Below are 25,521 nucleotides of genomic sequence, written 5' to 3' on the forward strand. Positions count from 1 at the left end.
AGGAGTATTGCCGTGAAAGTCCTGCTGGCCCACACGCCGGAGATGCGCCGCAATTATTACGGCGACCGCAGCCTGAACGGCCTGCGCGCCATTGCCGACGTGATCCTGCACGAGGGCGACCATGCGCTCGATGCCGCAGGCCTCGTGACTGCGGCAAAAGATGCCGACATCATCGTCGCCGACCGCATGACCGAAGGCCGCGGCGAAATTTTCGCGCAGCTGCCGCGCCTGCGCGCCTTCGTCCGCTCTGCCGTCGACATCCGCAATGTCGATGTGGAGGCCGCTTCGCAAGCCGGTGTGCTGGTGACGCGTGCCGGTCCCGGCTTCGTGCAGGCCGTCGCCGAGCTCGCGCTCGGCTTCATGGTCGACCTGTCGCGCGGCGTGTCGCGGGCCACGGCCGACTACCAGGCCGGCCGCAAGCCGGAGGCGCGGATGGGCCGTCAGCTTGCCGGCAGCACGATCGGCATCATCGGCTATGGCAGCATCGGGCGTTACCTCGCCGAGATCGCCAAGGTCATGCGCATGAATGTGCTGGTCGCCGATCCCTTTGCCGATGTCAGTGACGGCGCGATCAGGCAGGTCGGTCTCGACGACCTCCTTGCGGCGTCCGACTACGTTGTCTGCCTCGCAATTGCCAATGAGCAGACCGAGAAGCTGATCGGGGAGGCGGCCCTGGCGCGCATGCAGAAGCATGCCGTCTTCATCAATCTCTCGCGCGGCAATCTGGTCGACGAGGCGGCACTCGCCAAGGCGCTGCTTGAGAACCGCATCGCGGGTGCGGCGATGGACGTCGGCCGCGCGCCCGACCAGATGCCGACGCCGGAGCTGGCAAAGCTTCCCAACGTCGTCGCGACGCCCCATGTCGGCGGGCTGACGCCGCAGGCGATCGAATACCAGTCCCTGGAAACGGTGCGGCAGGTCGACGCCATCGTCAAGGGCGAAGCCCCGCAGGGCGCCGTCAACGCCGAGCGTTGGACACGGCGGCCGTGAGCTGCGGCTCTACAGCCGGTCCACGGCCGTGAACGTCCCGTCCTTCTGGATCACCGTCAGGAACACCTTTGGCGGCATGTCGACGGCGCGCGCCCCGACGGTGACGATGCTGCCGCTGATATCGAAGCGGCCGATATCGTTGATCGTGCGCAGCAGGTTCGCACGGGTCGGGTTCGGCCCGGCCTTTTCCAGCGCCGCTGCCGCGAGACGACCGGAGAGATAGCCCTCGAGCGACACGAAGTCCGGTGCCAGCGTCGGATCGAACGCCGTCTGCGCGGCCTGGTAGTCGGCGACGAGCTTGATCGAGCGGTCCCATGGAAACGGCACGACCTGGGCGACGACGACGCCTTCGCCGTCCGGGCCGAGCTCCTTGGCGAGCGCGTTGGCGCCGACGAAGGAGATGTTGACGAAGGTCGGAAAGACGCCGTTGCGGTGCGCGAGCTTGATGAACTCGGCGCTCGGACCGTAAGTGCCGACCATGACGATCGCCTCGGGCTCGGCGCGCTTGATGGTGCGCCAGGCCGCGCTGACCGCGCGGGTGTTGCGTTCGAAGGTGCCTTCAGCGGCGAGTTCGAGCCCGCGCCTGGCCAGCGCGTTCTTGACGCCGGCGAGGCCGTCGCGGCCGAAGGAATCGTCCTGGTAGAAGATGCCGATCCGGCTGAAGTGGCGGTCCTCGGCCAGATGCTTGATGAGGGTCTCCGACTCCGCGCTATAGCTTGCGCGGATGTTCACGACATTCGGGAGTTCGAGGTCGCGCAGGAATTCGGCGCCGCTGAAGGGGCCGATGAAGGGGATGTTGCGGGCGCTCGTCACCGGGATGGTCGCGATCGCAGTCGGCGTGCCAACGGCACCGATCAAAGCGAACACCTTGTCGTCCTCGATCAGCCTCAGCGTTTGCGCCACCGAGCGGTCGGGATCGTAGCCGTCGTCGCGGCTGATGAGCTGGAGCTTGCGGCCGTGGACGCCGCCTTTGGCGTTGATCTCGGTGAACGCCGCGACGATGCCGTGCCGCATGCGTTGTCCGAGCACGGCGGAGGGCCCCTCGAGCGCGGCAGCCTGGCCGAACAGGATCGCGTCCTCGCTGACGCCGACCTCGTCGCCTCTTGCCGTCAGCGTTGCCGCCGCCAGCACCATGGCGGCAAGCGCAATGCCTATCGCTGGGCGCGATCGTTTCATGAGAGAGCTCGCCGATGCGGGAGAAGTTGCGGCAACGATAGATCCGCGGGCTGAACAGGGCACTAACCGGCACCGGGAGATCGATCCGTAGGACTCCGGGGAAATGTGGCAATCGACGACCACATTTGCGGGAATGCGCAGGTCAATCATTAACTACGCTTCGCAATGCGGGATGCCTTGGTTCCAAAGTTGTGCAGTTCTTAACCCCGATCCTTGTCCGATAGTCGCCACGGCGGCTCAACCCTAAGTTCGGCCGCCGCGCCGAGGGGACCTGCGGAAAACAAGATGGGCGATCGCGATCAGAATGATCTGGATCGAAAGCGACTGACTGGACGGTGGCGCGTTGCGCCGCTGCTCGGCCTGTATCGTCCTGCGCTGGTCGCGGCTGCCGTCGGCCTGCTGTTCTCGCTCGCGGGCGCAGCTGCGGTGGCGCGCTGGGAAGACCGCGTCAACAAGATCGAATTCGAGAACGCGGCCGAAACGCAGTCCATCGTCATGCAGAACGGCATGAACGAATATATCAGCCGGCTCGTGGCGCTGCGAACCCTGTTCGAATCCTCCAACGAGGGGGTCACGCGGAGCGAGTTCGAGACGTTCAGCGGCCGGCTGTTCGAGCGCTATCCCGGCTTGCTGCGCGTCGGCTGGCTGCCGCGTATCACGCGCAAGGAGCGCGCCGAATACGAGGCTGCCGCGATCGCCGACGGCGTGTCCGGCTATCATATCAAGGTGCTCGACGGCAGCGATTTCGTGACCGCGCCGCAGGGCGCGGAGTATTTCCCCATTCTCTATTCGACGCAGCCGAAGACGTCGCCTGTCTACGGCATGGATTACATGAGCGTGCCGGACCGCAAGGTGGCGCTCGAACGCGCCCGGGACAATGACGCCATCGCCGCGATCCGCACCGAACTCTACGCCCGGAACGAAGCGGGCCAGTTGCCGAACGTGCTCGTGATCGTGCCCGTCTACGCCAAGGGCACTTCGCGTGACACGATCACCGATCGGCGCCGCAACATCTCGGGCTTCGTCGTCGGCATCTTCGACCTGCCTTTGCTGATGCAGGCCATCCGCGCCAGGACCGGGGCGAGCCCCGCCGTCAGCGTCAACGTCTATCAGCCCTTCAGCGCGCGCATCGTCAGCCTGGAAGGCACGCTGCCCGATTACGCCTCTGCAGCCGCCGCGCCGCAATCGATGCGCGATGTTGCGCGCGGCCGGCACTGGTCGGGCGGCCTCAGGATCGGCGACACCGATTGGCAGGTGCGCGCGGTTCCGACCGCCGGCGGCCCGCTGGAGACGACGTATGATCGCGCCGGCGCCGTGCTGATCGTCGGCATGCTGCTGACGCTGTCGCTGGCGACCTATCTGATGCTCGCAAGCCGCAATTCGCGGCGGCTGTCGCTGGCCAACCGGCGCGTGCTCGAGCTGGCGCAGACCGACGTCCTCACGGGATTGCCGAACCGCGCCTTCTTCCTCGCCCGGCTCGACGAGCTCAACAGCCAGCTGAAAGATGGCGGGGCGACCTTCTCGATCCTGATGCTCGATCTCGACCGCTTCAAGAACGTCAACGATTCCCTCGGTCATGGCGCTGGCGATGCGCTGCTGCGCCTGGTGGCGCAGCGGCTGAAATCCGCGGTGCGCGCCACCGACGTGCTGGCGCGGCTCGGCGGCGACGAATTCGCCATCATCCAGGAAAGCTGCGAGGATCAGCGCGCCTGCTCGACCGAGCTGGCGATGCGGATCGCCAAGCGCGTGGCCGAGCCGTTTCTGTTGCCAGGGCACCGTGTCGAGATCGGCACCAGCATCGGCATTGCGATCGCGCCGGATCATGGCAGCGACCAGGAGCAGCTGCTGAAGAAGGCCGACCTTGCGCTCTATCGCTCGAAATCGGCTGGCCGGAACTGCTTTACCATCTACGACGAAGCGATGTCGGCCGAGCTCGAGGCGCGCAACACGCTGGAAGGGGATCTGCGCGACGCCATCGCGCGCTGCCAGCTCGAGGTGCACTATCAGCCGTTCATGAATGCCGGCACCGGCGCGCGGCGCGGGTTCGAGGCGCTGGTGCGCTGGCGGCATCCGGTGCGCGGGCTGATCCCGCCGGATCAGTTCATCGCGCTCGCCGAGGAGACCGGGCTGATCGTTCCGCTCGGCGAATTCGTGCTGCGCCGTGCCTGCGCGGATGCGGCGAGCTGGCCGTCCGATCTGATGGTCGCGGTGAACCTGTCGCCGATCCAGTTCAAGGAAGCCGATCTGTTCGATGTCATCTGCGCGGCATTGCAGGATTCCGGCCTGTCGCCGCAACGGCTCGAGATCGAGATCACCGAGTCCGTCCTGCTGGAGCGCGGCGCCGAGAACCACGCCTTCATGGAACGGTTGAAGAGCATCGGCATCGAGCTCGCGCTCGACGATTTCGGCACCGGCTATTCCTCGCTGAGCTATCTCACCGCATTCCCGTTCGACAAGATCAAGATCGACAAATCGTTCATCCGCAACCTCACGCACCAGCCGCGCTCTTCCGCCATCATCTCCTCGATCGTGACGCTGGCGCGCGGGCTCGACATGTCGGTCACCGCCGAGGGCGTCGAGACGGCAGAGGAGTTCGAGCGGCTGAAGGCGCTCGGCGTCAATTTCGCGCAAGGCTATCTGTTCGGCCGCCCGCTGCCGATCGACGCGATCGAGCTTGATGAGCCTGCCGAGGGCTCGCAGCGGGACGCGGCCTGAACGCGCCACGCAAAGCGGCATCCGCGAAAATGGCTTGACCCGCGCGGCCCCAGATGGTCCGAAGGATCGTCCAGGGATGAAAACAAAAAAATGCGGCTTCCGTTCTTCTACGGCTGGGTCGTGGTGGCCGTGACGTTTGTCACCATGGCCATCGGCGTCAATGCGCGCACCTCCTTCTCGCTGTTCTTTCCGCCGATCCTGTCCGAATTCGGCTGGGAGCGCGGCGTCACCGCGGGCGCCTTCTCCTTCGGTTTCGTCGCCTCGGGCGTCGCCAGCCCGCTGATCGGCCGCTTGATGGATCGGGCAGGACCGCGCGCGGTGATGGAGCTCGGCGTGGTGCTGATGGCGGGCGGCATGCTGCTGGCGCCGCTCACCAGCCAGCCCTGGCACCTCTACGTGACGATCGGCGTCATGGTCGGCGCCGGTTCGGTGTGCCTCGGCTATTCCGGCCAATCGCTGTTCCTGCCGAACTGGTTCATCCGCAAGCGCGGCTTTGCCATCGGCATCGCCTTCGCCGGCGTCGGCATCGGTTCAATGACACTGCTGCCGTGGGTGCAGCACATGATCGAGCAGGCCGGCTGGCGCACCGCCTGTACCGCGATGGGCCTGATGATCCTGATCGTGCTGGCGCCGATCAATCTGCTGCTGCACAAGCGGCCCGAAGACATCGGCCTGCAGCCGGACGGCGACGTTGCGCCGGCCGCGGGCACTGCAAAGCCGGTCTCCAACATCGTCGATCCCGTCTGGGCCGCGACCGACTGGACGCTGAAGCGGGCGGTTGCGACCGCGCGCTTCTGGTGGATCGCGCTCGGCTATTTCTGCGGCCTGTACATCTGGTACGCGGTGCAGGTGCATCAAACCAAATTCCTGCTCGACATCGGTTTCAGCCCGAACGTCGCGGTGTGGGCGCTCGGGTCCGTCAGCATGCTCGGCATTCCCGGGCAGATCTTCCTCGGTCATGTCTCCGACCGGATCGGGCGGGAATGGGTCTGGGCGATCAGCTGCGCCGGCTTTGCGATCTGCTTTGCGGCGCTGATCGCGCTGAAATACCAACCCGCGTTCTGGCTGGTCTGGCTGATGGTGCTCACGCAAGGCGCGCTCGGCTACGGCCTCACCTCGATCATGGGCGCAGTGGTGTTCGAGATCTTCCAGGGCCGGCACCAGGGCAGCATCTTCGGCATGATCATGCTGGCGGCACTCGCGGGCGGTGCGGCCGGCCCCTGGCTGACCGGCTTGCTCTACGATCGCGCCGGTAACTACACGCTCGCTTTTGCCCTCGCCATCGTCGTCAGTGGCCTCTCGGCCGTGTCGGTCTGGCAGGCCTCGCCCGGCAAGGTGCGGGCCGTGGCCGGCCGGCTGCACGGGCCGCGGGCCGGAACCAGCGCTGACTAGGTTCCGTCTGCAACAGATTACCTTCGTATCTTTCGCGGACTGTTAAGCATGTCCCGGCTTGGCTGAACGCGGGCCGGTTGCAAGAACGTCTTGGACACCATCGAAGCGTTAGCTTTGGGCCGATTGCCGTATGCTGCCGGGTCCAACGATGTCCGCCTCCGACGCCCCAGTGACCGAAATGCCGGACGTGCTGCGCGCGGCGCTCGAATGCGCCGACGACGGCATCGTCATTGTCGATGACGCGCATCGCATCACGCATTTCAACGCCGGCGCGGAACGGATCTGGAAGCTCGCGCGCGCCGACGTGCTGGGGCGCGACGCCGCAAGTCTCGCCCTCAAATGCCTCGAGGCCGATCCGGTCGCGGATTGTCGCGACGAGATCAGCCTGGTGAGGCACGACGGCAGCCGGATCAAGGCGGCGATCGCGTTGTCGTCGGCGACCGTCGACGGCGCGACCCGTCACATCGTGTTCGCGCGCGACGTCACTGCGGACGCCGAGCGCCGCGTCAGGATCGGGTTGCTCCACGCCGTCTCCGACCAGACCAACCGCGCGGTCATCATCACCGACGTCGAGCAGAACATCGTCTACGTCAATTCGGCCTTCACGGCGCTGTTCGGCTACACCAGCAGCGAGGCCGAAGGGCGCCGCGCGGGCGAGCTCATCGCCGGCTGCCATACCGATCGCAAGGCGGTTGCCCGGCTCATCAAGCGCCTGATGCGCGGCGGCCGCCGCGGTGAGGCCGAGGTGCTGGTCTACGACAAGGACGGCGAGGAGATCTGGGTCTGCGCCAGCCTCGACGCCTTCCGTGACAAGAAGGGGCGGGTCAAGCATATCTTCGCGCTGCTCGAAGACATCACCGAGACCAAGCAGCTGCGCTCGCTCCAGCAGCTCATCATGGGCGCGCTGGCCGACGAGGTTCCGATCAGCGACATCGCCGACAGGCTCTGCCGCCGGGTCGAGGAGATCGCGCCCGATGTCGTCTGCTCGCTGCTTCATGTCGATGCCGCGGGTCTGGTCCATCCGCTTGGCGGCCCGAGCCTGCCCGAGGACTATTCCCGCGCGCTGGACGGCATCGCGATCGGCCCCAATGTCGGCTCCTGCGGTACCGCCGCCTTCTACGGCGAGCCGGTGCTGGCGATGGATCTGGAAACCGATCCGCGCTGGCAGCCCTACAAGGCGATGCCGCTTGCGATCGGCCTGCGCGCCTGCTGGTCGACCCCGGTCAAGGCCAAGGACGGCCGGGTCATCGCCACCTTCGCCTTCTATTTCCGCGAGTCCCGCGCCCCGAGCAAGTGGCACCGGCGCATCGTCGAGGCCTGCGTCAATCTCGGCGCCTTCGCGATCGAGCGCAAGGAAGCGCGGGCCGAGATCGCGCGGCTCGCCTATCACGACATCCTCACGGGCTTGCCGAACCGCGCGCAGCTGCGGCACCTGATCACGACCGCGATCGATGCCTGTCCGACCGGCGGCCATGTCGCGCTGGCTTTTCTCGACGTCGACCATTTCAAGGATGTCAACGACACACTCGGCCACGCCGCCGGCGACGAACTGCTGATCCATCTGGCGCAGCGCCTGCGCGAGCAGATCGGGCCCGAGGACATGCTAGGCCGGCTTGGTGGCGACGAATTCGTCATTCTGCTGCCGCACCGCAATGCCGAGAGCGCCGAGCGCGTCGCGGCTGGAATCACCGAAGCGCTGGCCGCGCCGTTGCGGCTCGGATCGAAGCTGATGCCGATGTCGGCCAGCATCGGCATCAGCCTCTATCCCGACCACGCCACCGACATCGACACGCTGATGCAGCAGGCCGACGCCGCCATGTACATGGCCAAGCAGGCGGGACGGTCGACCCATCGCATGTTCAGCGCCGAAATGAACGGGCTCACCGAACAGCGGCTGGCGATGATCGCGGCACTCCGCCGCGCCATTGCCGACAATGCGCTGAGCCTCTTCTACCAGCCGCAGATCCGCAGCGACGACGGCGCCATCCACGGCGTCGAGGCGCTGGCGCGCTGGCACGACGCCGTGCTCGGCGACGTCTCGCCGGCAAAATTCATTCCGCTCGCCGAAGAATGCGGCCTGATCGAGCAGATTGGCCTGTGGTCGGTGCGCGAGGCCTGCCGGCAGATGGCGAGTTGGCGCCGCGCCGGGCTCAACATTCCCAGCGTGTCGGTGAACCTGTCGCCGCTCAATTTCCGCAACGTTGCGCTGGCCGCGCGGCTCAAGGACGTCCTCACCGAATACGCGCTGCCGCCGGACGCGTTGATGCTGGAGATCACCGAAGGCACGTTCATGCAGGACGGTGCGGCCGCGCTGGAGACGATGCATGCGATCCGTGAACTCGGCGTCGGGCTTTCGGTCGACGATTTCGGCACCGGCTATTCCAGCCTCAGCCGGCTCGCGCATCTGCCGATCCGCGAGCTGAAGATCGACCGCAGCTTCATGCGCGACATCGACAAGGATGCAGGTGCGCTCGCGATCGCCACCGCCGTGGTGCGCGTCGGCCAGGGCCTCGGCATGACCGTCGTTGCCGAGGGCGTCGAGACCGAAGGCCAGCGCAAGATATTGGCCGAGCTCGGCTGCGACGTCGTGCAGGGCTTCCTCTATGCTCCGGCGCTCGCGCCGGTCGCCTTCGAGCGCTGGCTGATCGAGCATTGCGCCGAACAGGCGAGGGCGATGCTGGGGCGGCTCGATGTCAGGCCGGTGAGCACGGCCGCGGTGAAACGGTCGGCCTAGTCAGGGGCCTCTACCTCAGGAAGCCGGAAACTAGCGTTCTTCTTCTGTTGGAGGTCGAACGGAGGTGCGGTGTGCTGGATCGGAAGCACCGCATCGCTTGAAGTTTTGCCGCGCCCTAGCAAGCGATAGCGAACCGTTGGGGCCGCCTCGGACCTCTTCGGCGTCATGATCGTCTTGCCCATCGTCCTCCCAGAAGCATACAGGGCAAATCTCAAAGCCGCCTCGCTCGTGCAGGGTTCGGAATTGGCAACACGGACACCCGTACGCAGCAGTCGCGGAGTAGGGCTCGATCGTGTTGCGGAATGTCATCCCTAACGACTGCATATTGAGGCGAAACTTGTCAACGTGGCTCAACGTGGGGCGTGGGATGATAGGGGCGGTTTAGCCTTGGCTACCATGGCCGACACATGCCCACGCCGCATAGACGTCTGCTCTCGAGGGTAAGACCAACTGACGATTTTATAAGGACCCATCCTAATCCTCCGCCAATCCCGTCCTGCGCCGCAAATCCGTGATCGCGCGCAAGAAGCTGTCGGCCGGCGTCGTCTCCGGGTCGATCAGGCGGTGCAGGCGGAAGCCGTCTTCCAGCGCGAGGACGACCGAGGCCATCCAGGGTGGATTCAGCCTCTCGCCATTCGCTTTGTCCTTCAACGTCGCCTCGACGATGTCGGCGATCAGCTTGCGCCGCGCGCGCAGGCGCTTGGCGAGCTCGGGCCGGCGCTTCTCGGCGCGCGCGACGAACAGGATCATCTCGATATGCAGCAGCGGCGAGCGGGTGAGGGGATCCTGCCGGCCGCGATCCATCGCCTTCAGTGCCGCGATGAAATCGTCGAGATTGTCGTGCTGCGCGAGGATCTCCATGTTGCGCCGGATCGATTGCTCGACGTGGTCCTCGAGCATAGCGAAGATCAATTCGTCCTTGCTCTTGAAGTTCGAATAGAACGCGCCTCGGGTGAAGCCCGCCTCCGCCGCGATAGCCTCGATGCTGGCGCCGCCGATGCCGTCCCGCTCGAACACGCGCGCGGCGGCCTCGAACAGCTTGTCGCGCGTGTCGTCCCTGGTCGGCCTGGTTCTCACCCTTGACATCGGGCCAGGTTAGGGCAGAATGCAATTCGATACAACAATGTATCGAGTTGATAATTCACAGGGATGGTTACGCCGGGCTCCGGGACAGCAATCGGCGTATCGTGTCATGCGGCAACCGACGTGAGGTCACCATGAACGAGCAAGTGCAACCCGCGGGCGATCCTCTGTTCAATCCGCTGGCGCCGGACTTCATCCGCAATCCCTATCCGCATTACGACCGGCTGCGCACGATCGATCCAATCCACATCACGCCGTTCGGCCAGTTCGTCGCCAGCCGTCATGCCGATGTCAGCCTCGTGATGCGCGACAAGCGTTTCGGCAAGGATTTTGTCGAGCGCACGACGCGCCGCTATGGCCCCGAGATCATGAACGAGCCGGTGTTCCGCAGCATGGGCCACTGGATGCTGCAGGCCGATCCGCCCGACCACACCCGCCTGCGCGGTCTGGTCGTGAAGGCCTTCACTGCCCGCCGCGTCGAGGACATGCGGCCGCGCATCCAGGAGATCGTCGATCAGGCGATCGATGCCGTGATCGAGCGTGGCCACATGGACCTGATCGAGGATTTCGCCTTTCGCCTGCCTGTTACCGTCATCTGCGAGATGCTGGGCATCCCCGAGGATCATCGCGAGGTCTTCTACAAGAGCTCGCGCGACGGTGGGCGGCTGCTTGATCCGGTGCCGATGACGCCCGAGGAGATCGCGAAGGGCAACGCCGCCAACATGATGGCGCAGATGTACTTCCAGCAGCTGTTCGAACTCCGCCGCCGCAGCCCCGGCGACGATCTCACCACCCAGCTCGTGCAGGCCGAGGAAGACGGCAACAAGCTCACCAACGAGGAACTGACCGCCAACATCATCCTGCTGTTCGGCGCCGGTCACGAGACCACTGTCAATCTGATCGGCAACGGCCTGTTGGCGCTCCATCGAAACCCGGACCAGCTAGCTCTGCTCAAGGCGAAGCCGGAGCTGATGGTCAACGCGATCGAGGAATTCCTGCGCTACGATTCCTCGGTGCAGATGACCGGGCGCGTCACGCTGGAGGACATCGAAGATCTCGGCGGCAAGAGGATCCCCAAGGGCGAGACCGTGCTGTGCCTGCTCGGCTCGGCCAACCGCGACCCCGCGGTCTATCCCGATCACCCTGAGCGGCTGGAAATCGCCAGGCCCAACGTCAAGCCGCTGTCGTTCGGCGGCGGCATCCACTTCTGCCTGGGGGCCCAGTTGGCGCGCATCGAGGCCGAGATCGCCATCGCCACGCTGTTGCGGCGGCTGCCTGACTTGCGGATCGACGACGTCGAGAACCCCGAATGGCGGCCGACCTTCGTGCTGCGTGGCTTGAAGCGGCTGCCGGCCAGTTGGTGAGGCCGGGTACGTTAACCTCCGCGCGCAACAGTCGCTGTGACTTCGCCACACTTCCCCTTATATAAGGGGCAGTTCCGGCGCGCCTGAAGCTTGGTTTGTCAGCTTGGGTTTGACCCGGGTGCCGGCTTGGCCGAGGGGAGACCCGTGCAGACGACGCTGCTCGGATTGGCGATTGCCTTCATCTTAGCGCTGCTGGCCGCGCTGATCGGGCCATATTTCGTCGACTGGAACCAGTTTCGGCCCCAGTTCGAGGCGGAGGCGACCCGGATCATCGGTGTGCCGGTGCGCGTGGCGGGCGAGCTCGATGCGCGGCTCTTGCCGGCGCCGACGCTGCGGCTGCGCTCGGTCACGTTCGGCGGTAACAACGATCTTGGCCGGCTGCGCGCCGACAAGCTCGACGTCGAGTTCAGCCTGGGCTCGCTGATGCGCGGCGAATGGCGGGCCACCGAGCTTTCGGTCGGCGGCATGGCGGTGGATCTCGGCCTCGACGCGAGGGGCAAGGTCGACCTGCCGTCTACCGCGAGCGGCACCTTCAATCTGGCATCGCTCGCCATCGAGCGGCTGAACCTCACCGGCCGCATCGCGCTGCACGACGCTGCCAGCCGCTCGACGCTGGAGCTCAACGACATCGTCTTCTCCGGCGACGTCCGCTCGCTCGCAGGCTCGGTGCGGGGCGACGGCAATTTCACCGCCGCCGGCACCCGCTATCCGTTCCGCATCTCCTCCGGCCCGAGCCCCGACGGCAGCGCGACCCGTCTGCACCTCAACATCGATCCCGGCGAGCGCGCGATCCTGGTCGATCTCGAAGGCGTCCTTGCCTTCGACAACCGCCTGCCGAAATTCGACGGCGCGCTGACGCTCGCCGTGCCGCCAACGAAGAAGCCGGCTGAGGCGGGACCGTCGCCGTGGAAGCTCACCGCAAAACTCAAGGCCGACCCGGCCGGCGCCAAGTTCGACCAGATCGATGCGAGCTTTGGCGCGGAAGACACCACGCTCAAGGTCGGCGGCGTCGGCGATCTCAGGTTTGGTGCTTCGCCGCTACTGCGCGCGGTGCTGTCGGCGCGGCAGGTCGATGCCGACAAGCTCGCGGGCCGTGACGATGCCGAGCCGCTGCGCATTTTGCCGGCCCTGCGCGCGGGCCTCGCCGCGATCCCGCAGGCGCCGATCCCGGCACAGATCGAATTCAACTCCGACCAGATCATGCTGGGCGGACGTCCGCTCCAGAACATCACGACCGAGCTGCAGACCGACGGCCGGTCCTGGACCTTCCAGCGGCTCGAGCTGCGCGCCCCCGGCATGACGCAGCTCTCGCTCAAAGGCGCCACGCCCGGCGCCGACAGCTTCAGCGGCCGGCTCAGCGTCGAGTCGTCCGATCCCGATACGCTAGTGGCTTGGCTGCAGGGCCGCAACGAGGTCAACCGCCGCAGCACGCGGCCGCTGCGCCTTGCCGGCGACGTCACGATCGCCGCCAACCATCTCGCCATCGACAAATTGAAAGCCGACATCGAAGGCGGCGCGGTCGAGGGCCGCATCGCCTTCGTGCAAACAGGCGCCAGCAAAGGCTCGCGGATCGATGCCGACCTCAAGGCCGACCGTCTCGACCTCGATGCCGCCGCCAGCTTTGTCCGCGCGCTCGCGGGACCGCAGGGTGAATGGCCGGAGGAAGCGAAACTCTCGCTCGACATCGGTCGCGCGATTTCGGCGGGACAGGAGCTGCGGCCGTTCGCGGCCAAGCTCGGATATGGTCCGACCTCGCTGTCGCTGGAGCAGTTGCGGTTCGGCCAGTCAAGCGGCGTCACGACGGAGGCGAGCGGCAGCTTTGATCGCACCAAGGCCACCGGCAAGCTCGCGCTGAAATCCTCGGCCAATTCGCTGCGCGATGTCACGGCGCTGCTCGAGCCGATCGCACCTGCGGTGCGCGCGCGCTTCGATGCTCTTCCGGCGTTACCTGGCGCGACGCGCCTGACGCTCAACCTCAGCCTCGACAAGAATGCCGAACATGCCGACCGCAGCGACGCGCGCGCCATGCTCGACCTCGATGCGCCGCAGCTCAAGGCCAATGCGACGCTGGCCGCGCAGATGCCGGTGGCCGCCGTCAACGGCATCGACATCGATCGTCTGCGCGCCAGCGACTTCACGCTGGAGTCAAGAGTGTCATCGCCGCAGGCCGCTTCGCTCACGGCGTTGCTCGGCCTCGATCGCATGGTCACCGCAGGCGAGGGCGCCTCGCAGATCGAGGGCAAGCTGAGCGGCGCGTGGCGCCGTCCCTTGCAACTGAACGCGAAGCTCAGTGGCGGCGGGCTCGATGCGGATGCGCAAGGCAGCGTCGACTTGTCGGCGCCGGAGCCGAAAGGCAGCGTGAATCTGCGCGTGCGCAACGCCAATCTGGCGCCGCTGTTCGGGACCGACAAATCGGCGCAGAATGTGAGCCTGTCCTCCCGTCTCACGCTTTCCGGCAATCGCCTGACCTTCGACGATCTCGACAGCACCGCCTCTGGTTCGCATCTGCGCGGCCATCTCGCTATGACGCTGGGTCAGGAGAAGAGCGTCGACGGCGAAGTCGGGCTGGATTCGCTCGATCTGGCGCCGGCGCTCGCGCTTGCCGTTGGCGCCGCCGGGCGCGACAGCGGCGAGCCGTTAAGTGCGGGTCTCGTCAGCGGCTGGCGCGGCCGCATCGCGTTCCAGGCCTTGCGCGGCAGTCTGCCTGGCGGAATCGAGCTGCGTCCGTTCAGCGGCATGCTCAGGAGCGACGGCCAATCGCTCGCGTTCGATGGCCTCAAGGGCGCCCTGGGTGGTGGGGAGATGACCGCAAGCCTTGATGCGCGCAATGGCGCCAACGGTCTCGCGCTGAGCGCGCATCTCGATCTTACCAATGTCGATGCGGCGTCGCTGCGTTACCGCGATCTCGCGCTGCCGAAGGGACGCGCCTCGGTGCAGATGACGCTGACGAGCCAGGGCCGCAGCGTCTCGGCGCTCACCGGCGCGCTCGCCGGCAACGGCACGGTGACGCTGGACTCGGCTGAGATCATCGGCCTCAATCCGCGCGCCTTCGAGATCGCCATTCGCGCCAGCGATGGCGGGCAGGTGAGCGACGACAACCGGCTGCGTCAGCTGGTCGAGCCCGCATTGTCTGCGGCCCCCATCACGGTTGCCTCGGCGCAGATCCCGTTCACGATCCGCGACGGCCGCCTGCGTGTCGGCGCAACCCCGCTCGAAGCGAAGAACGCTCGCGCCATCGTCTCCGGCGGTTACGACATTCCCGCCGATCAGGCCGACATTCGCGCCAGCCTGACGCCGATCATGACCGGCCTCTCCGGCGCGCCGCCGGAGATCCAGCTGTTTGCGGCAGGTCCACCCGACAAGCTCAGCCGCACCGTCGATCTCACGCCGCTGTCGTCGTGGCTTGCGGTGCGCACGATCGATCGCGAGACGCGCCGGTTGGACGCCATCGAGCGCGGCGAGCCGCCGCCGGCGACCGCTGCGCTGCCGACGCTGGTCTCGCCCGAGCCCGAGCCTGCGCCGGCGCTGACCGACGTGCCGATGCCCGGCCGCGATCCGCGCCGCACGCCGCCGAAGGTCAGGCTTGAACCAAAGGCCGCGCCTACGCCGAAGGCGCCGCTTGCCGCGCCCGCCGCGCCGAGCCCGCCGCTCGCAAGCCAGCAGGTCGCGCCCCTGCCGCCGCCGATCGACGTGCGGCCCGCCCCGGGCCCGCCCCCCGCAAAGCCCCGGCCGAAACCGCCGCTGGTCCTGACGCCGCAGAATCCTTAGGGCCGGTGTGCGCGGGCTTGCGCCGCCTCTCCCGCTTGCGGGAGAGGCCGACGCGCTCGCAGAGCGCGGCGGGTGAGGGTTCTCACCACGCAGGGATTTTTTCCGCAGTCCTCAACAAGTCCCGGGGCGGTGACACCCTCTCCCCAACCCTCTCCCGCAAGCGGGAGAGGGAGCGCACTTTCGCGTTACGTGCTGGTAACCACATTCGCTCGCATTTGAATGAATTTTCGTCGGCAAAACTGAACTGCAGATTTTACTGGATTCTCGCGTTTGATCGCTAGCGTTGCTCCCAGAGGAATTCGGAATCCTGCCCGCACGAGCAGGATGGATCGCCGAAGAAACGACCAAGAACTGGGGTTATCGAGATGGACGGGGCGAAAACGCTTCTACAGGATCTGGACGACGCAATCGCGCGTGGTACGGACGAGAGCCGCGCGAAGGCGTTGTGGCATGCGACTGATCTCCTGATCACCGGCCGCTACGTCGACGACGAGATCAGCATGTTCGGCGAGGTCATCGGCAGGCTCGCCGACGAGATCGAAGTCGCCGCGCGGACGCAGCTCTCCGAGCTGATGGCGGGCTGCGATCATGCTCCGCTCAACGTCATCGAGAAGCTCGCTCTGGACGACGAGATCGAGGTCGCGGGTCCCGTGCTGCGAGATTCGAACCGGATCAACGAAAAGGTGCTGGTCGAGAGCGCGATGACCAAGGGCCAGGCGCATCTGCTCGCGATCTCCCAGCGTGATGCGATCGGCGAGGCCGTGACCGACGTGCTCGTCAAGCGTGGTAACCAGGAGGTTGTCACCTCGGTCGCCAAGAACGAGGGCGCGCGCTTCTCCGGTTCGGGCCTGCTGCACATGGTCCGCCGCGCCGAGGGAGATTCGATCCTCGCCGAGCAGCTCGGCCTGCGCAAGGACGTGCCGCGCCACATCTTCCAGCAGCTGATCTCCAAGGCGTCGGAAGACGTCCGCCGCCGGCTCGAGACCGAGCGCCCCGAGATGATGTCGCAGATCCAGAGCTCGGTGACCGAGGTCACCGGCGATCTGCAGTCGAAATTCGGCCCGTCCTCGCGCAGCTATTTCGTCGCCAAGCGCGTGGTGACGACGCAGCACCGGCAGGGCAACCTCAACCAGGTCTCGATCTCGAACTACGCGCGCCAGCACCGTTTCGACGAGGTGCAGATCGGCCTGTCGCTGCTGTCGTCGCTCCCGGTCGACGTGATCGAGCGGGCGCTGATGGACCGCAATCGCGAGATGATCCTGGTGCTGTGCAAGGCGCTCGACTTCTCCTGGGACACCACGATGTCGCTGCTGTTCCTCGGCGCCAAGGATCACCTGATCACGGCGCGCGAGCTTCACGACAACGAGCGCGACTTCGGCCGGCTCAAGATCGAGACCTCACGCAGCATTCTGAAATTCTACCAGTCGCGCAAGAACAGCGCCGGCACCGATCCCGCGACGGGTCGTCAGCCTGAGCTCCAGGTTCACTGAGCGGGAAATCGAGGGAGTATTTGCAATGTTGCCTCAATTCGGCACCGCAGTTCGCAAGAACAAGAGTCTTACCAAGACCCTCGTCGCCGAGACCGGCGGCGCGGCTCCGGAGAAGGCGACGGTCGACGCCGCATGGCTCGTGCTGGAAGCCGCCAACGATCTTGGCGACCACGCCGCGATCGAAGCCTGCCGCCGCGTCATCGATGCCGAGCTGAACGGCACTGTTGCGGGCAGCGCGGATACCGATCTGGTGCTGGGCTATTTCCGCTAAGCTTCGGAGCTTGATGCCTATTCCGGCCGCCATGGTGACCGGCATTCGCGGGGTCCGGATACCACCGACCTTGTTACAGCTCGCCAAAACGGCGAAGCACAGATCTCATTTCTACCTTTGCGATAATTTATGGCATGATGTAGCCTCCACTTGCAGGCGCCGCGAGGCGCCGGCAGGCAAAGGGTCTGGAGCGGCTGCGAGCGGCGTGCCTTCGTTGTGATCTGTTTCATGCGGACGGACATGCTTGTGGGTTATTCTGCAGGCGCTCGGGACGCGACCCTTCGCGGGCCGCCGTTGTCATTTGCTTGAAGATGAGGGCTTCCGGTGCAGGGCGCAGCTGCATCAGGGCTGTGTGATTGCTGATTGCCTGCGCAGCCAACCTATTGACGTCATTGTTTGCCGGTGCCGGGCGGCGAGGCCGCGCTGATTGATCGCGGCACATGGGCCGGCTGGAAGTGGCCGGCTGGAAGTCCGAATTCGAGCGCTTCATAGCAATTGGAGCCGAATATGAAATTTACTGTGCGCGTATCATTGCTTGCCATCGGGGCCCTTCTCGGCGTTCTCATTCTCGCGGCGGCGGAAGACAAGGCGCCGTCAGGCTATCCGCAGGGCTGGAGCCCGGAGACCGCAAAGCGCTGGCACTTCATCTCGCAGGGGACGGCGATCTTCCCGTATGAATGGTTTCTCGGGCTCGAGCAGCCGGGCCAGCAGCCCGGGCAAACCGAACTGATCAGTGCGCCTGCGAATTTGCAGCGGCTCGGCTTCCTCGCTGATCCTGCGGATCCGACCGGCAACCCGGACGGGCTTCCTGTCGGACTTTACAAGACGCAGGTCGATTTCCCCGATGGCAAGCACAAGTGCTGGAAGGGCAATTGGCTCGGATTGGGCTGCGCGGGCTGTCACACCGGGCAGGTGAGCTACCGCGGCCAGCAGATCCGCCTCGAGGGCGGGCCGTCCCATATCGACATCGCTGGCCTGACCGCCCAGCTCTTCGGCGCGCTCCAAACGCTCAAAACCGACCAGCAAGCACTCGCGCGCTTTGTAGCGCGTGTGCAGCATCCGCTCCCCGAAGTGGGAACGGCGTTGGGATGTTTTGCTGCACTCCCATCGTTTCCGCCGGATCCGCAGAACCCCGAGACGCCTGCGGGGGCCGGCAGATTGGACGCGCACGGGGAAGGGCTGAACCAGTTGCTTGCCTACCCGATAAATGACGCCAGGAACTATGCGCCGCGGACGGCGCCGGTGAGATATCCGCCGCTGTGGGATACGCCGCGGTTCAGCTGGGTGCTGTACAACGCCTCGATCCGCCAGCCGTTGACGCGCAACCTGATCGAGGCGCTCGGCGTCCAGGCGCCGATCAAGCATGACGCCACGATGATCACGAACAAGGTGACGCATGCAGTCGAGATGGATAACGTGATCTGGGGACAGCGGGCGCTGATGGACCTACGCTCGCCGCGTTGGCCGGACAAGTTCTTCAATGCGCCCGATCCGAAGCTGGCTGCAGTCGGCGCGTCGCTGTACGCAAAGGCTTGCGCGAACTGCCACGATCCCGCTCCCGCGGCAGCAGCTCCCGGAGCCTGTGAGGAGATTCAGGTCCGGACGTACGATCTCAAGGAGATCGGCACCGATCCTGCGCAGGCGACCACGTTCGCTGAACGCAGGGTCACGCTGTCGAAGGTCGGCGGAGCGGACGATATTGCCAACTACGAGGCTGCACGGATCGTCACGGGCAACATCGCCGATCAATGGATCGCCAAATCCAAGGACAACGCGGCGGCTGCGGCGGCGATCAATTGCGGACGTCCCAACGAGTACCGCGGAGAGCTCAAGTACCGCGCAAGGCCCCTCAATGGCGTCTGGGCGATGGCGCCCTATCTGCACAACGGCTCCGTTCCGTCGCTCCATGATCTCCTGCTTCCGCCGGAACAGCGGCCCAAGACATTCTTTGTCGGCAATTGGGAGTTCGATCCGGTCAACGTCGGATATGCGATGGCTAGCGAGACTCCCGGCGCGTTCAAATTCGACACCACCATGCGCGGCAACTCGAATGCCGGGCATGCTTACGGAACCGATATGACCGACGACGACCGCAAGGCGCTGATCGAATATCTCAAGACGCTTTGAGCGGCCGCTTCAGTCCTTGCGGCAGGTGAAGCAGTAATAGGGGCACGTGCCGTTGGCAAAGGAGGCGTGCAGCTGCGTGCCCGGAATGCCCGCGAATTCGTGCGATACGCCGAGCAGCATCCGCGGCACGATCTCGTCCGCCAGCGCCGTTCGCCGCGCCCCGTCGAGCTCCAGCGCGCGCGCCACATTGGCGGTGATGTCGTCCTCGTGGACGAGGCGCAGGCGCGACTGGGCGAGAGCCTCGCGCGGATACACGTCCTTCGACCGGTCTTCGAAACAGGCCATCAGGAACGCGCCACCCGGCCTGAGCACGCGGTGGACCTCCGCCAGAAAGCGTCCCATGTCGCCATAATGCTGCGCGCTCTCGACGTTGACCACGACATCGAAGCTCGCGTCCGCGAACGGCAGGCTGAGCGCATCGCCGACGTGGAAGGTGAGGTTGCACTGATCGGCATAACGCGCCTTGCTGAACCGGATCGCCGGCTTGCAGATGTCGAGCCCGGTGTAGCTCTTCGGGTGGAGATAGCGCGCGATGTAGGATGCGCCGCCGCCGCGACCGCACCCGACCTCGAGCACATCCTTGCCTTCGATCGCAGCCCCCGACGCCACGTGATGGTAGAGCTGGATCGCATAGCGATCGGGCTCATCGGCGGCCTGCAGCGCGACCTGCGCGCCGTTCAGCGCGGCATAGCCGTAGTTGAGGAACCGGATCGCGGCGTCCCTGTCGAGGTTGCTGAGCAGGGAGTACCAGGCATTGGTGAAAAGGTGGCGCGCGGCGCGCGAATAAAACAGTTTTACGACGGCCTGATGTATCGGGTTTGCCGCTGTCGGATACGGATCCTGCTTCACGGATGAATACTCTCACGCGAAAATGGGGAACGCTTCCACCATGAAGCATGGGCCAGCGCTTTGGATGCGTCAACAATGGCGACGCTTGCCTGCCACGATTGACTTCATTCCGAGGGGGGATATACTTTAGGTTTAGTACAATAATGCTGGACCCCGCGTGATGACTGGGCAGGTTGCTGCCTGGTTGGAGAAGGTCGGCCTCCCTCAATACCTGAAGTCCTTTTCCGACCACGGCATTGATTTCGACATCCTTTCCGAGATTACGGATCGCGATCTCGCGACCATGGGCGTCGTGCTGGGGCACCGGCGCAGGCTGTTGCGTTCGATCGCAGAGCTCGACGTTCCTAAGGCACGTCTGCTCGCACCGACGATCGATGCGGGTGCCGAGCGTCGCCAGCTCACGATCATGTTCTGCGATCTCGTCGGCTCGACCGCGTTGTCGCAGCAGTTCGATCCCGAGGAGATGCGCGAGATCCTGCAAGCCTATCGCGAGGCCGCGACCGCGGTCATCGCGAGCTATGACGGCATCGTCTCGCGATTGGTGGGCGACGGCATCCTGTCGTATTTCGGTTACCCGTCCGCGCATGAGGACGATGCCGAGCGCGCAGTCCGCGCCGGGCTCGAGATCACCACCGCCGTCCAGGCCATCGACATCCAGCCGGGCCTGCGGCTGGAGGTCCGCATCGGGATCGCCACCGGGCTCGTCGTCGTCGGTGATCTCATTGCAAAGGGCGCGTCCAGCCGGCTCGAGGTGATCGGCGAAACGCCGAACCTGGCGGCGCGGATGCAGACCTTCGCCGAACCAGGCTCGGTCATCATCGCGGCCTCGACGCGCCGGCTGCTCGGCAATCTGTTCCAGCTGCGCGAGCTCGGCACCCGCCCGATCAAGGGATTTGCCGAGCCGGTCGAGGTCTGGGCGGTGGACCGCCCGTCGCCGCTCGCGAGCCGCTTCGAAGCCTATCGCTCCGCGGGCCTTGCCGGCTTCGTCGGCCGCGAGCATGAGCTCGAGCGGCTGGCCGAGTGCAAGCAGCGGGCCTGGCGCGGCCACGGCCAGGTCGTGCTGATCTCCGGCGAGCCCGGCATCGGCAAGTCGCGGCTTGCGGAGCACTTCCTCAACGAGCGGATCGGCGCGGAGCCGCACATCCGCTTGCGCTATCAGTGCTCGCCGCATCATCGTGCCAGCGCGCTCTATCCTGTCATCACGCAGCTCCAGCGGGCGGCGAAGATCAGCGCCGGCGACAGCAACCCAAAGCGGCTGCGCAAGCTGCAAGCGCTGCTGGGGCGCAGCGATCTGAAGACGCCGACGCTGGTGCCGCTGTTTGCGGATCTCTTGTCGATCGCGACCGATGGACGCTATCCGCCGCTCGACTGGACGCCGCAGCAGCTGCGCCGCAACACGCTGGCGGCGCTGATCCAGCGCTTGCAGCGCCTCAGCGCCGAGGCGCCCGTGGTCTGCATCGTCGAGGATCTGCACTGGGCGGATGCGACCTCGCTCGAACTGCTCGGGCTCGCTTTCAGGCTGGCCGACCAGCTTCGCCTCCTGCTCGTCCTGACGTTCCGCAACGAATTCACGCTGCCGTGGATGGGCCCGGCGAACCTGACGACGCTGGAGCTCGGACGGCTCAAGGAGACCGACGTCCAGCGCCTGATCGCGGAGGTGATCGGAAGCCGCGCGGTCCCGTCCGAGCTGGTCACGCAGATCGCGACGCGGACCGACGGCATCCCGCTCTTCGTCGAGGAGCTAACGCGCACGATGCTGGAGATGGGCGTCCTCGAAAAGGGAGCGGGCGGCCGCTACAGGATCGCCGGAAGCCTGCCGCGCCTGTCGATCCCGACGACGCTGCAGGATTCGCTGATGGCGCGGCTCGACCGGCTCGGACCGGCGAAGGAGGTCGCGCAGGTTTGCGCCGTCATCGGCCGCGAATTCTCCGACCTGCTGCTGCGCGCCATCGCCGACAAGGACGATGCCGAGCTCGATGCCCGGCTCGCCCAGCTCGAAAGCGCCGAACTGATCTTCCGCAACAGGTCCGCGCCCGAGAGCGTCTATACGTTCAAGCACGCGCTGGTGCAGGACACCGCCTATGAGAGCCTGCTCAAGAGCAGCCGGCGACGACTGCACGAGCGGATCGCCATTGTGCTCCAGGAGAAATTTCCGGAGGCTGCCGCGACGGCGCCCGAAATCGCAGCCCACCACTTCACGCAGGCAGGTCTCGTCGAGGACGCCGTCGAGTGGTGGGGCAAGGCGGGAGACCGGTCCTTGCGCAGCTCGGCCTATCCCGAGGCGATCGCGCACCTGACCAAGGCGATCGGCCTGGCGGAAGGGTTGAGCGAGAGTCCGGCGGGGCAGAGCCGCCGGCTGCAATTGCAGATCGCCTATGGCAACGCGCTGATCGCGACGCGCGGCTACGGCGCGCCGGAGACGTCGGTCGCCTTCGCCCGCGCGCGTGAGCTCGCCTCCGGGCTCAAGGGCGCGCCGGAGCGGTTCGCCGCCACTTACGGTCTGTGGGTCGGCAGCCTGGTTCGCAGCGAGTTGGAATCGATGCAGGAGCTCGCGCAGGCGTTCCTGCACGATACCGCCGACCGGCCCGACGCGCCGGAGGCGGGGATTGCCCATCGGGTCTGCGGCATGACCCGCTGGTTCGAGGGCAATTTCGCCGACGCCAAGCAGCACCTGGAGCAGGCGCTCACCATCTACCGCGACGAGCACGATCGCAATCTCGCGTTCCTGTACGGCCACGACTACGGCATCGCGGCGGCGATCTACCTCGCGCTGGTGCTGTGGCCGCTCGGCGAAGTCGATCGCGCCGAGCAGCTGGCGCAGGAGGCGATCCGCCGTGCCGCCGACAGCGGCCATATCGCGACGATGGTCTACGCGCATTTCCACAAGATCGTGCTCGAAGCGGTGCGCGGCAATCCTGAAAGCGCCAGGCCGCATGTCGATGCCGTGATCGAGCTCAGTCGCGAGCACGGCCTTCTGCTCTACACGCGCGCCGGCAAATTCTGGAACGGGTGGATCCGCTGTCGTCTTGGCGACCGGGCGGCCGGGCTGCAGGAGATGGAGGATTCCATCGCGCTGCCGCTGGTCGGCAAGATGGCGACCGGGCTCTACGTGCCCTTGACCTGGACGCTGCTGGCGGAGGCAAAGGCGGGCGAGGGGCAGTTCGACGAGGCGCTCGCGATCCTCGACGAGCAGCTCGTCGCGGTGGAGCGGACCGGACAGGAGTGGTTCACGCCGGAGATCCAGCGCTGGCGCGGCGAACTGCTGCTGCGCAAGGATCCCATCGATATCGTCGCCGCGGAGACGGCCTTCATCCAGGCCATCGAGACCGCGCGGGCGCAACGGGCTGCGACCTACGAGCTGCGCGCCGCGCTCTCGCTTGCCAGATTGTATCAGGCGAGCGGAACGGATGCGCAGGCGCTGAGCGTGCTCAGCCCGGTGGTCGGCATGTTCGCCGACGCACAGGCATTGCCGGAGATATTCGAAGCAAGGGCGGCCATGGAGCGGTCCAGCAGGACAGGCCCATGCGCAAACCCATGCGATTGAAAACATTCTTGTACTTTGCCGATTTCGTGTTCTATCCCCTGGCAAGCGCTGCGCTGGTCGCGGTCGCATTGCTGCTGAAGGAGCCGCTGCGCTGGGACGAAGCCGCGATCGGCTTTGCGTGTGGGCTGCTGCTCTGGAGCCTCGCCGAATACGTCATTCACCGTTTCGCCCTGCATGGTCCGGCCTATCTCGCCGCCCTGCACGACATGCACCATTCCGATCCGCGCGCGCTGGTGGGGTCGCCGCTGTGGCTGAGCCTGGGCTCGATCTGTCTGGGATCGCTGCTGCCGGTCTGGCTATTGGTCGGGTTCGGCAGCGCCTGCACCGTCACGGCGGGGCTCATGCTGGGCTACATCTATTTCGGCGCGCTCCACCACGTCATTCACCATCATCGCCTGAAGCGCGGCGGCTATCTCTGGCGCCTGAAGCGCCGGCACACGCGCCATCACTACGGCAAGAGGCCGTGCAATTTCGGCGTGGTCACCAGCATGTGGGATCGCGTCTTCGGAACGTATTGTTCCGAATGATCGCGCTACTGATTGAGGCGCAGTCAGCGGAGGCCTGGGTTCACCTCTCCCGAAGGGAGAGGTGAAGAGAGATCAGCCGCAATTCCAGATCGCGCCGATCGGCGTGCGCGTCCAGCACGGACCGAAGCTGCCGCCATTGTAGCGGGAGCCGCCGAAGCCGGGCCGTCCGAAATAGCGCCATTCGCCGTCAATGTAGCGGTAATAGGCCGGCACGGGATCGATATACCAGGGGCGCTGGTTTTCGCGCGCATAACGTCGGAACCCGTTCTTCTGCGCATAGAGCGGCTGACTGTTGCTCAGCGGCTGACGATAGCCCGGAAGAAAACCGTAGCCGTGCCAGCTTTGCTTGGGCCTTTTGTGCATTGGCTCAGCCGGTGCAGTGACCGGCAGCAGCGACAGAATGACGGCAACAAATAGACATAGAAGGCGTGACATGCACCGACCATAGACAGTTGATGGCGCGAAAGCCATTCAAATTCGAGTGGGACGTATTTTGCAATTCGGCTCCAACATGGCGGTATGGCCGGACGAGGGCTACATGGCAGAGATACAGAAGTCTTGCTCGAAGAAGAAGGGCACCCCATGGTTGAACGAACCGACGGTCAGGCACGCGCGCAACAATCCGGCTTTGCCGGCGTCACACGCAAGGTTCTCGAACGTCTGCCATTGCCCGGCACGAATCAGGAGCTCATGGTCGTCGAGGTCACCTATCCGCCCGGCGGCGTCGCGCCGCTTCACCGCCATCCCGTTGCCGGCGCGATCTACATCGTCGAGGGCGTTGCCGAGTCCGCCTATGGCAGCGACGAGCCGCGGCAATACCGGGCGGGTGAGACGTTGCAGGACCGGGCGGATCTTGTGCATACGCACTTTCGCAATTGCGACCCGGAGCATCCGCTCCGCTTCCTCACCATCTACGTGCTTGAACCCGGGCATTCCTACACATTGGAGCCGTGAGGCGGCCAGCCCGTCCGGGTGGAGCTATAGTCTGTAGCCTGTAGTAACCTGTAGGATGGGTTGAGCTCTTGCGAAACCCATCCTCGTCTCGGCAGTCGTCGATAGGTTTCGCTTCCGAGCTGCGGCCGACAAGCCGCTCATGCTCATCCCGTGAACTGATACGACAGCAGATGCAAAAAGGCCCCGCCGAAGCGAGGCCTCCTTGTTCCACTGCTCTGGCACGAACTAGTCGTCGTCCCAGGTATGGCGACGGATCACGACACCGCGGTCGTAGTCGCGATCGTGGTGATACCAGCCATGATGCCAGCCGCGATCGTGCTCGTAGATGCGGGCACGCGGACCGTAATCGTAGCGGTCGCCGCCGACATAGACGCCGAAGCCGGCCGCGTTGGCGATGGTGGGGGCACCGATTGCAAGCGCCGCTACCGCTGCAAGAGCGTAAGTCAGCTTTTTCATCTGTTCCTCCTCCTTCTGCTTCGTCTGCGAGACAACTTCCGCCCCCGCGGGCTGTTGCAGGAACCTGCAAGAAACTTTCTT

Annotated in this window: 18 protein-coding genes; 12 read left to right on the forward strand and 6 right to left on the reverse strand. The window is 65.6% G+C overall.

The genetic code is table 11. From position 1 onward, the window contains the following. Positions 1 to 12: 12 nt before the first annotated feature. The gene (locus JQ587_RS11705) at positions 13 to 990 is read left to right on the forward strand and encodes a hydroxyacid dehydrogenase (protein WP_212425396.1); all 978 of its coding nucleotides are present in this window, start codon (positions 13 to 15) and stop codon (positions 988 to 990) included. A gap of 9 nt (positions 991 to 999) precedes the next feature. On the opposite strand, the gene JQ587_RS11710 is transcribed toward JQ587_RS11705, so the two are convergent. Then, positions 1,000 to 2,166, reverse strand: a complete 1,167-nt coding sequence (locus tag JQ587_RS11710; protein ID WP_212425397.1) for an ABC transporter substrate-binding protein — start codon at positions 2,164 to 2,166, stop codon at positions 1,000 to 1,002. A 285-nt stretch (positions 2,167 to 2,451) separates the two neighbouring features. On the opposite strand from JQ587_RS11710, the gene JQ587_RS11715 reads away from it, so the two are divergent. The 3 genes from JQ587_RS11715 to JQ587_RS11725 all read left to right on the forward strand — a co-directional run bounded on the left by JQ587_RS11715 (position 2,452) and on the right by JQ587_RS11725 (position 9,007). Further along, a complete protein-coding gene (locus tag JQ587_RS11715; RefSeq protein ID WP_212425398.1) occupies positions 2,452 to 4,881 on the forward strand; it encodes a bifunctional diguanylate cyclase/phosphodiesterase in 2,430 nt (809 codons plus the stop codon). Between the two features lie 90 nt (positions 4,882 to 4,971). Continuing rightward, positions 4,972 to 6,273 (forward strand): MFS transporter, encoded by a 1,302-nt coding sequence (locus JQ587_RS11720; protein ID WP_212425399.1) that lies wholly within the window; start codon positions 4,972 to 4,974, stop codon positions 6,271 to 6,273. Between the two features lie 148 nt (positions 6,274 to 6,421). Continuing rightward, positions 6,422 to 9,007, forward strand: coding sequence for an EAL domain-containing protein (locus tag JQ587_RS11725; RefSeq protein ID WP_212298855.1), 2,586 nt, complete (start codon positions 6,422 to 6,424; stop codon positions 9,005 to 9,007). Between the two features lie 30 nt (positions 9,008 to 9,037). On the opposite strand, the gene JQ587_RS37160 is transcribed toward JQ587_RS11725, so the two are convergent. Both JQ587_RS37160 and JQ587_RS11735 read right to left on the reverse strand, forming a co-directional pair. Beyond that, the gene (locus JQ587_RS37160; RefSeq protein ID WP_433995293.1) at positions 9,038 to 9,331 is read right to left on the reverse strand and encodes a CPCC family cysteine-rich protein; all 294 of its coding nucleotides are present in this window, start codon (positions 9,329 to 9,331) and stop codon (positions 9,038 to 9,040) included. Between the two features lie 150 nt (positions 9,332 to 9,481). Next, entirely contained in the window at positions 9,482 to 10,093 is a 612-nt protein-coding gene (locus JQ587_RS11735) for a TetR/AcrR family transcriptional regulator (RefSeq protein ID WP_212425401.1), read from the reverse strand. Between the two features lie 131 nt (positions 10,094 to 10,224). Here JQ587_RS11735 and JQ587_RS11740 point away from each other — a divergent pair, with 131 nt between their 5' ends. The 5 genes from JQ587_RS11740 to JQ587_RS11760 all read left to right on the forward strand — a co-directional run bounded on the left by JQ587_RS11740 (position 10,225) and on the right by JQ587_RS11760 (position 19,110). Further along, a complete protein-coding gene (locus JQ587_RS11740) occupies positions 10,225 to 11,454 on the forward strand; it encodes a cytochrome P450 (RefSeq protein WP_212425402.1) in 1,230 nt (409 codons plus the stop codon). Positions 11,455 to 11,598: 144 nt separating this feature from the next. Continuing rightward, a complete protein-coding gene (locus JQ587_RS11745; RefSeq protein ID WP_212425403.1) occupies positions 11,599 to 15,222 on the forward strand; it encodes an AsmA family protein in 3,624 nt (1,207 codons plus the stop codon). 365 nt (positions 15,223 to 15,587) lie between these two features. After that, positions 15,588 to 16,712, forward strand: coding sequence for a DUF2336 domain-containing protein (locus JQ587_RS11750; RefSeq protein ID WP_212298850.1), 1,125 nt, complete (start codon positions 15,588 to 15,590; stop codon positions 16,710 to 16,712). A 25-nt stretch (positions 16,713 to 16,737) separates the two neighbouring features. Beyond that, a complete protein-coding gene (locus JQ587_RS11755) occupies positions 16,738 to 16,983 on the forward strand; it encodes a hypothetical protein (RefSeq protein WP_212425404.1) in 246 nt (81 codons plus the stop codon). Between the two features lie 507 nt (positions 16,984 to 17,490). Next, complete coding sequence (locus JQ587_RS11760) at positions 17,491 to 19,110, forward strand: di-heme-cytochrome C peroxidase (protein ID WP_212425405.1); 1,620 nt, start codon at positions 17,491 to 17,493, stop codon at positions 19,108 to 19,110. 9 nt (positions 19,111 to 19,119) lie between these two features. Here JQ587_RS11760 and JQ587_RS11765 read toward each other — a convergent pair whose 3' ends face one another. Then, complete coding sequence (locus JQ587_RS11765) at positions 19,120 to 19,959, reverse strand: class I SAM-dependent methyltransferase (RefSeq protein WP_212425406.1); 840 nt, start codon at positions 19,957 to 19,959, stop codon at positions 19,120 to 19,122. 160 nt (positions 19,960 to 20,119) lie between these two features. Here JQ587_RS11765 and JQ587_RS11770 point away from each other — a divergent pair, with 160 nt between their 5' ends. Further along, the gene (locus JQ587_RS11770; RefSeq protein ID WP_212425407.1) at positions 20,120 to 23,503 is read left to right on the forward strand and encodes an AAA family ATPase; all 3,384 of its coding nucleotides are present in this window, start codon (positions 20,120 to 20,122) and stop codon (positions 23,501 to 23,503) included. Next, on the forward strand, positions 23,482 to 24,030 hold the full coding sequence (locus tag JQ587_RS11775) for a sterol desaturase family protein (protein ID WP_249148955.1): 549 nt from the start codon (positions 23,482 to 23,484) through the stop codon (positions 24,028 to 24,030). Before JQ587_RS11770 ends, JQ587_RS11775 begins: the two co-directional genes overlap by 22 nt. A 72-nt stretch (positions 24,031 to 24,102) precedes the next feature. Here the strand turns inward: JQ587_RS11775 and JQ587_RS11780 are convergent, their stop codons facing one another. Next, the gene (locus JQ587_RS11780; RefSeq protein ID WP_212299193.1) at positions 24,103 to 24,465 is read right to left on the reverse strand and encodes a hypothetical protein; all 363 of its coding nucleotides are present in this window, start codon (positions 24,463 to 24,465) and stop codon (positions 24,103 to 24,105) included. Positions 24,466 to 24,612: 147 nt separating this feature from the next. On the opposite strand from JQ587_RS11780, the gene JQ587_RS11785 reads away from it, so the two are divergent. After that, positions 24,613 to 24,984: a cupin domain-containing protein gene (locus tag JQ587_RS11785; protein ID WP_212425408.1), complete on the forward strand. Its 372-nt coding sequence runs from the start codon at positions 24,613 to 24,615 to the stop codon at positions 24,982 to 24,984. Positions 24,985 to 25,209: 225 nt separating this feature from the next. On the opposite strand, the gene JQ587_RS11790 is transcribed toward JQ587_RS11785, so the two are convergent. Beyond that, on the reverse strand, positions 25,210 to 25,440 hold the full coding sequence (locus JQ587_RS11790; protein ID WP_212425409.1) for a hypothetical protein: 231 nt from the start codon (positions 25,438 to 25,440) through the stop codon (positions 25,210 to 25,212). Positions 25,441 to 25,521 lie beyond the last annotated feature (81 nt).

Origin of the sequence: Bradyrhizobium manausense, assembly GCF_018130615.1 — a bacterium.
In the GTDB taxonomy this organism is placed as follows: Bacteria; Pseudomonadota; Alphaproteobacteria; order Rhizobiales; family Xanthobacteraceae; genus Bradyrhizobium; species Bradyrhizobium manausense_A.

Excerpts from the sequence above, each read along its gene's own strand:
- JQ587_RS11710 (WP_212425397.1), bottom strand. The coding sequence starts at position 2,166 with ATGAAACGATCGCGCCCAGCGATAGGCATTGCGCTTGCCGCCATGGTG.
- JQ587_RS11715 (WP_212425398.1), top strand. The coding sequence starts at position 2,452 with ATGGGCGATCGCGATCAGAATGATCTGGATCGAAAGCGACTGACTGGA.
- JQ587_RS11720 (WP_212425399.1), top strand. The coding sequence starts at position 4,972 with ATGCGGCTTCCGTTCTTCTACGGCTGGGTCGTGGTGGCCGTGACGTTT.
- JQ587_RS11725 (WP_212298855.1), top strand. The coding sequence starts at position 6,422 with ATGTCCGCCTCCGACGCCCCAGTGACCGAAATGCCGGACGTGCTGCGC.
- JQ587_RS37160 (WP_433995293.1), bottom strand. The coding sequence starts at position 9,331 with ATGCAGTCGTTAGGGATGACATTCCGCAACACGATCGAGCCCTACTCC.
- JQ587_RS11735 (WP_212425401.1), bottom strand. The coding sequence starts at position 10,093 with ATGTCAAGGGTGAGAACCAGGCCGACCAGGGACGACACGCGCGACAAG.
- JQ587_RS11740 (WP_212425402.1), top strand. The coding sequence starts at position 10,225 with ATGAACGAGCAAGTGCAACCCGCGGGCGATCCTCTGTTCAATCCGCTG.
- JQ587_RS11750 (WP_212298850.1), top strand. The coding sequence starts at position 15,588 with ATGGACGGGGCGAAAACGCTTCTACAGGATCTGGACGACGCAATCGCG.
- JQ587_RS11755 (WP_212425404.1), top strand. The coding sequence starts at position 16,738 with ATGTTGCCTCAATTCGGCACCGCAGTTCGCAAGAACAAGAGTCTTACC.
- JQ587_RS11760 (WP_212425405.1), top strand. The coding sequence starts at position 17,491 with ATGAAATTTACTGTGCGCGTATCATTGCTTGCCATCGGGGCCCTTCTC.
- JQ587_RS11770 (WP_212425407.1), top strand. The coding sequence starts at position 20,120 with ATGACTGGGCAGGTTGCTGCCTGGTTGGAGAAGGTCGGCCTCCCTCAA.
- JQ587_RS11775 (WP_249148955.1), top strand. The coding sequence starts at position 23,482 with ATGCGCAAACCCATGCGATTGAAAACATTCTTGTACTTTGCCGATTTC.
- JQ587_RS11780 (WP_212299193.1), bottom strand. The coding sequence starts at position 24,465 with ATGTCACGCCTTCTATGTCTATTTGTTGCCGTCATTCTGTCGCTGCTG.
- JQ587_RS11785 (WP_212425408.1), top strand. The coding sequence starts at position 24,613 with ATGGTTGAACGAACCGACGGTCAGGCACGCGCGCAACAATCCGGCTTT.
- JQ587_RS11790 (WP_212425409.1), bottom strand. The coding sequence starts at position 25,440 with ATGAAAAAGCTGACTTACGCTCTTGCAGCGGTAGCGGCGCTTGCAATC.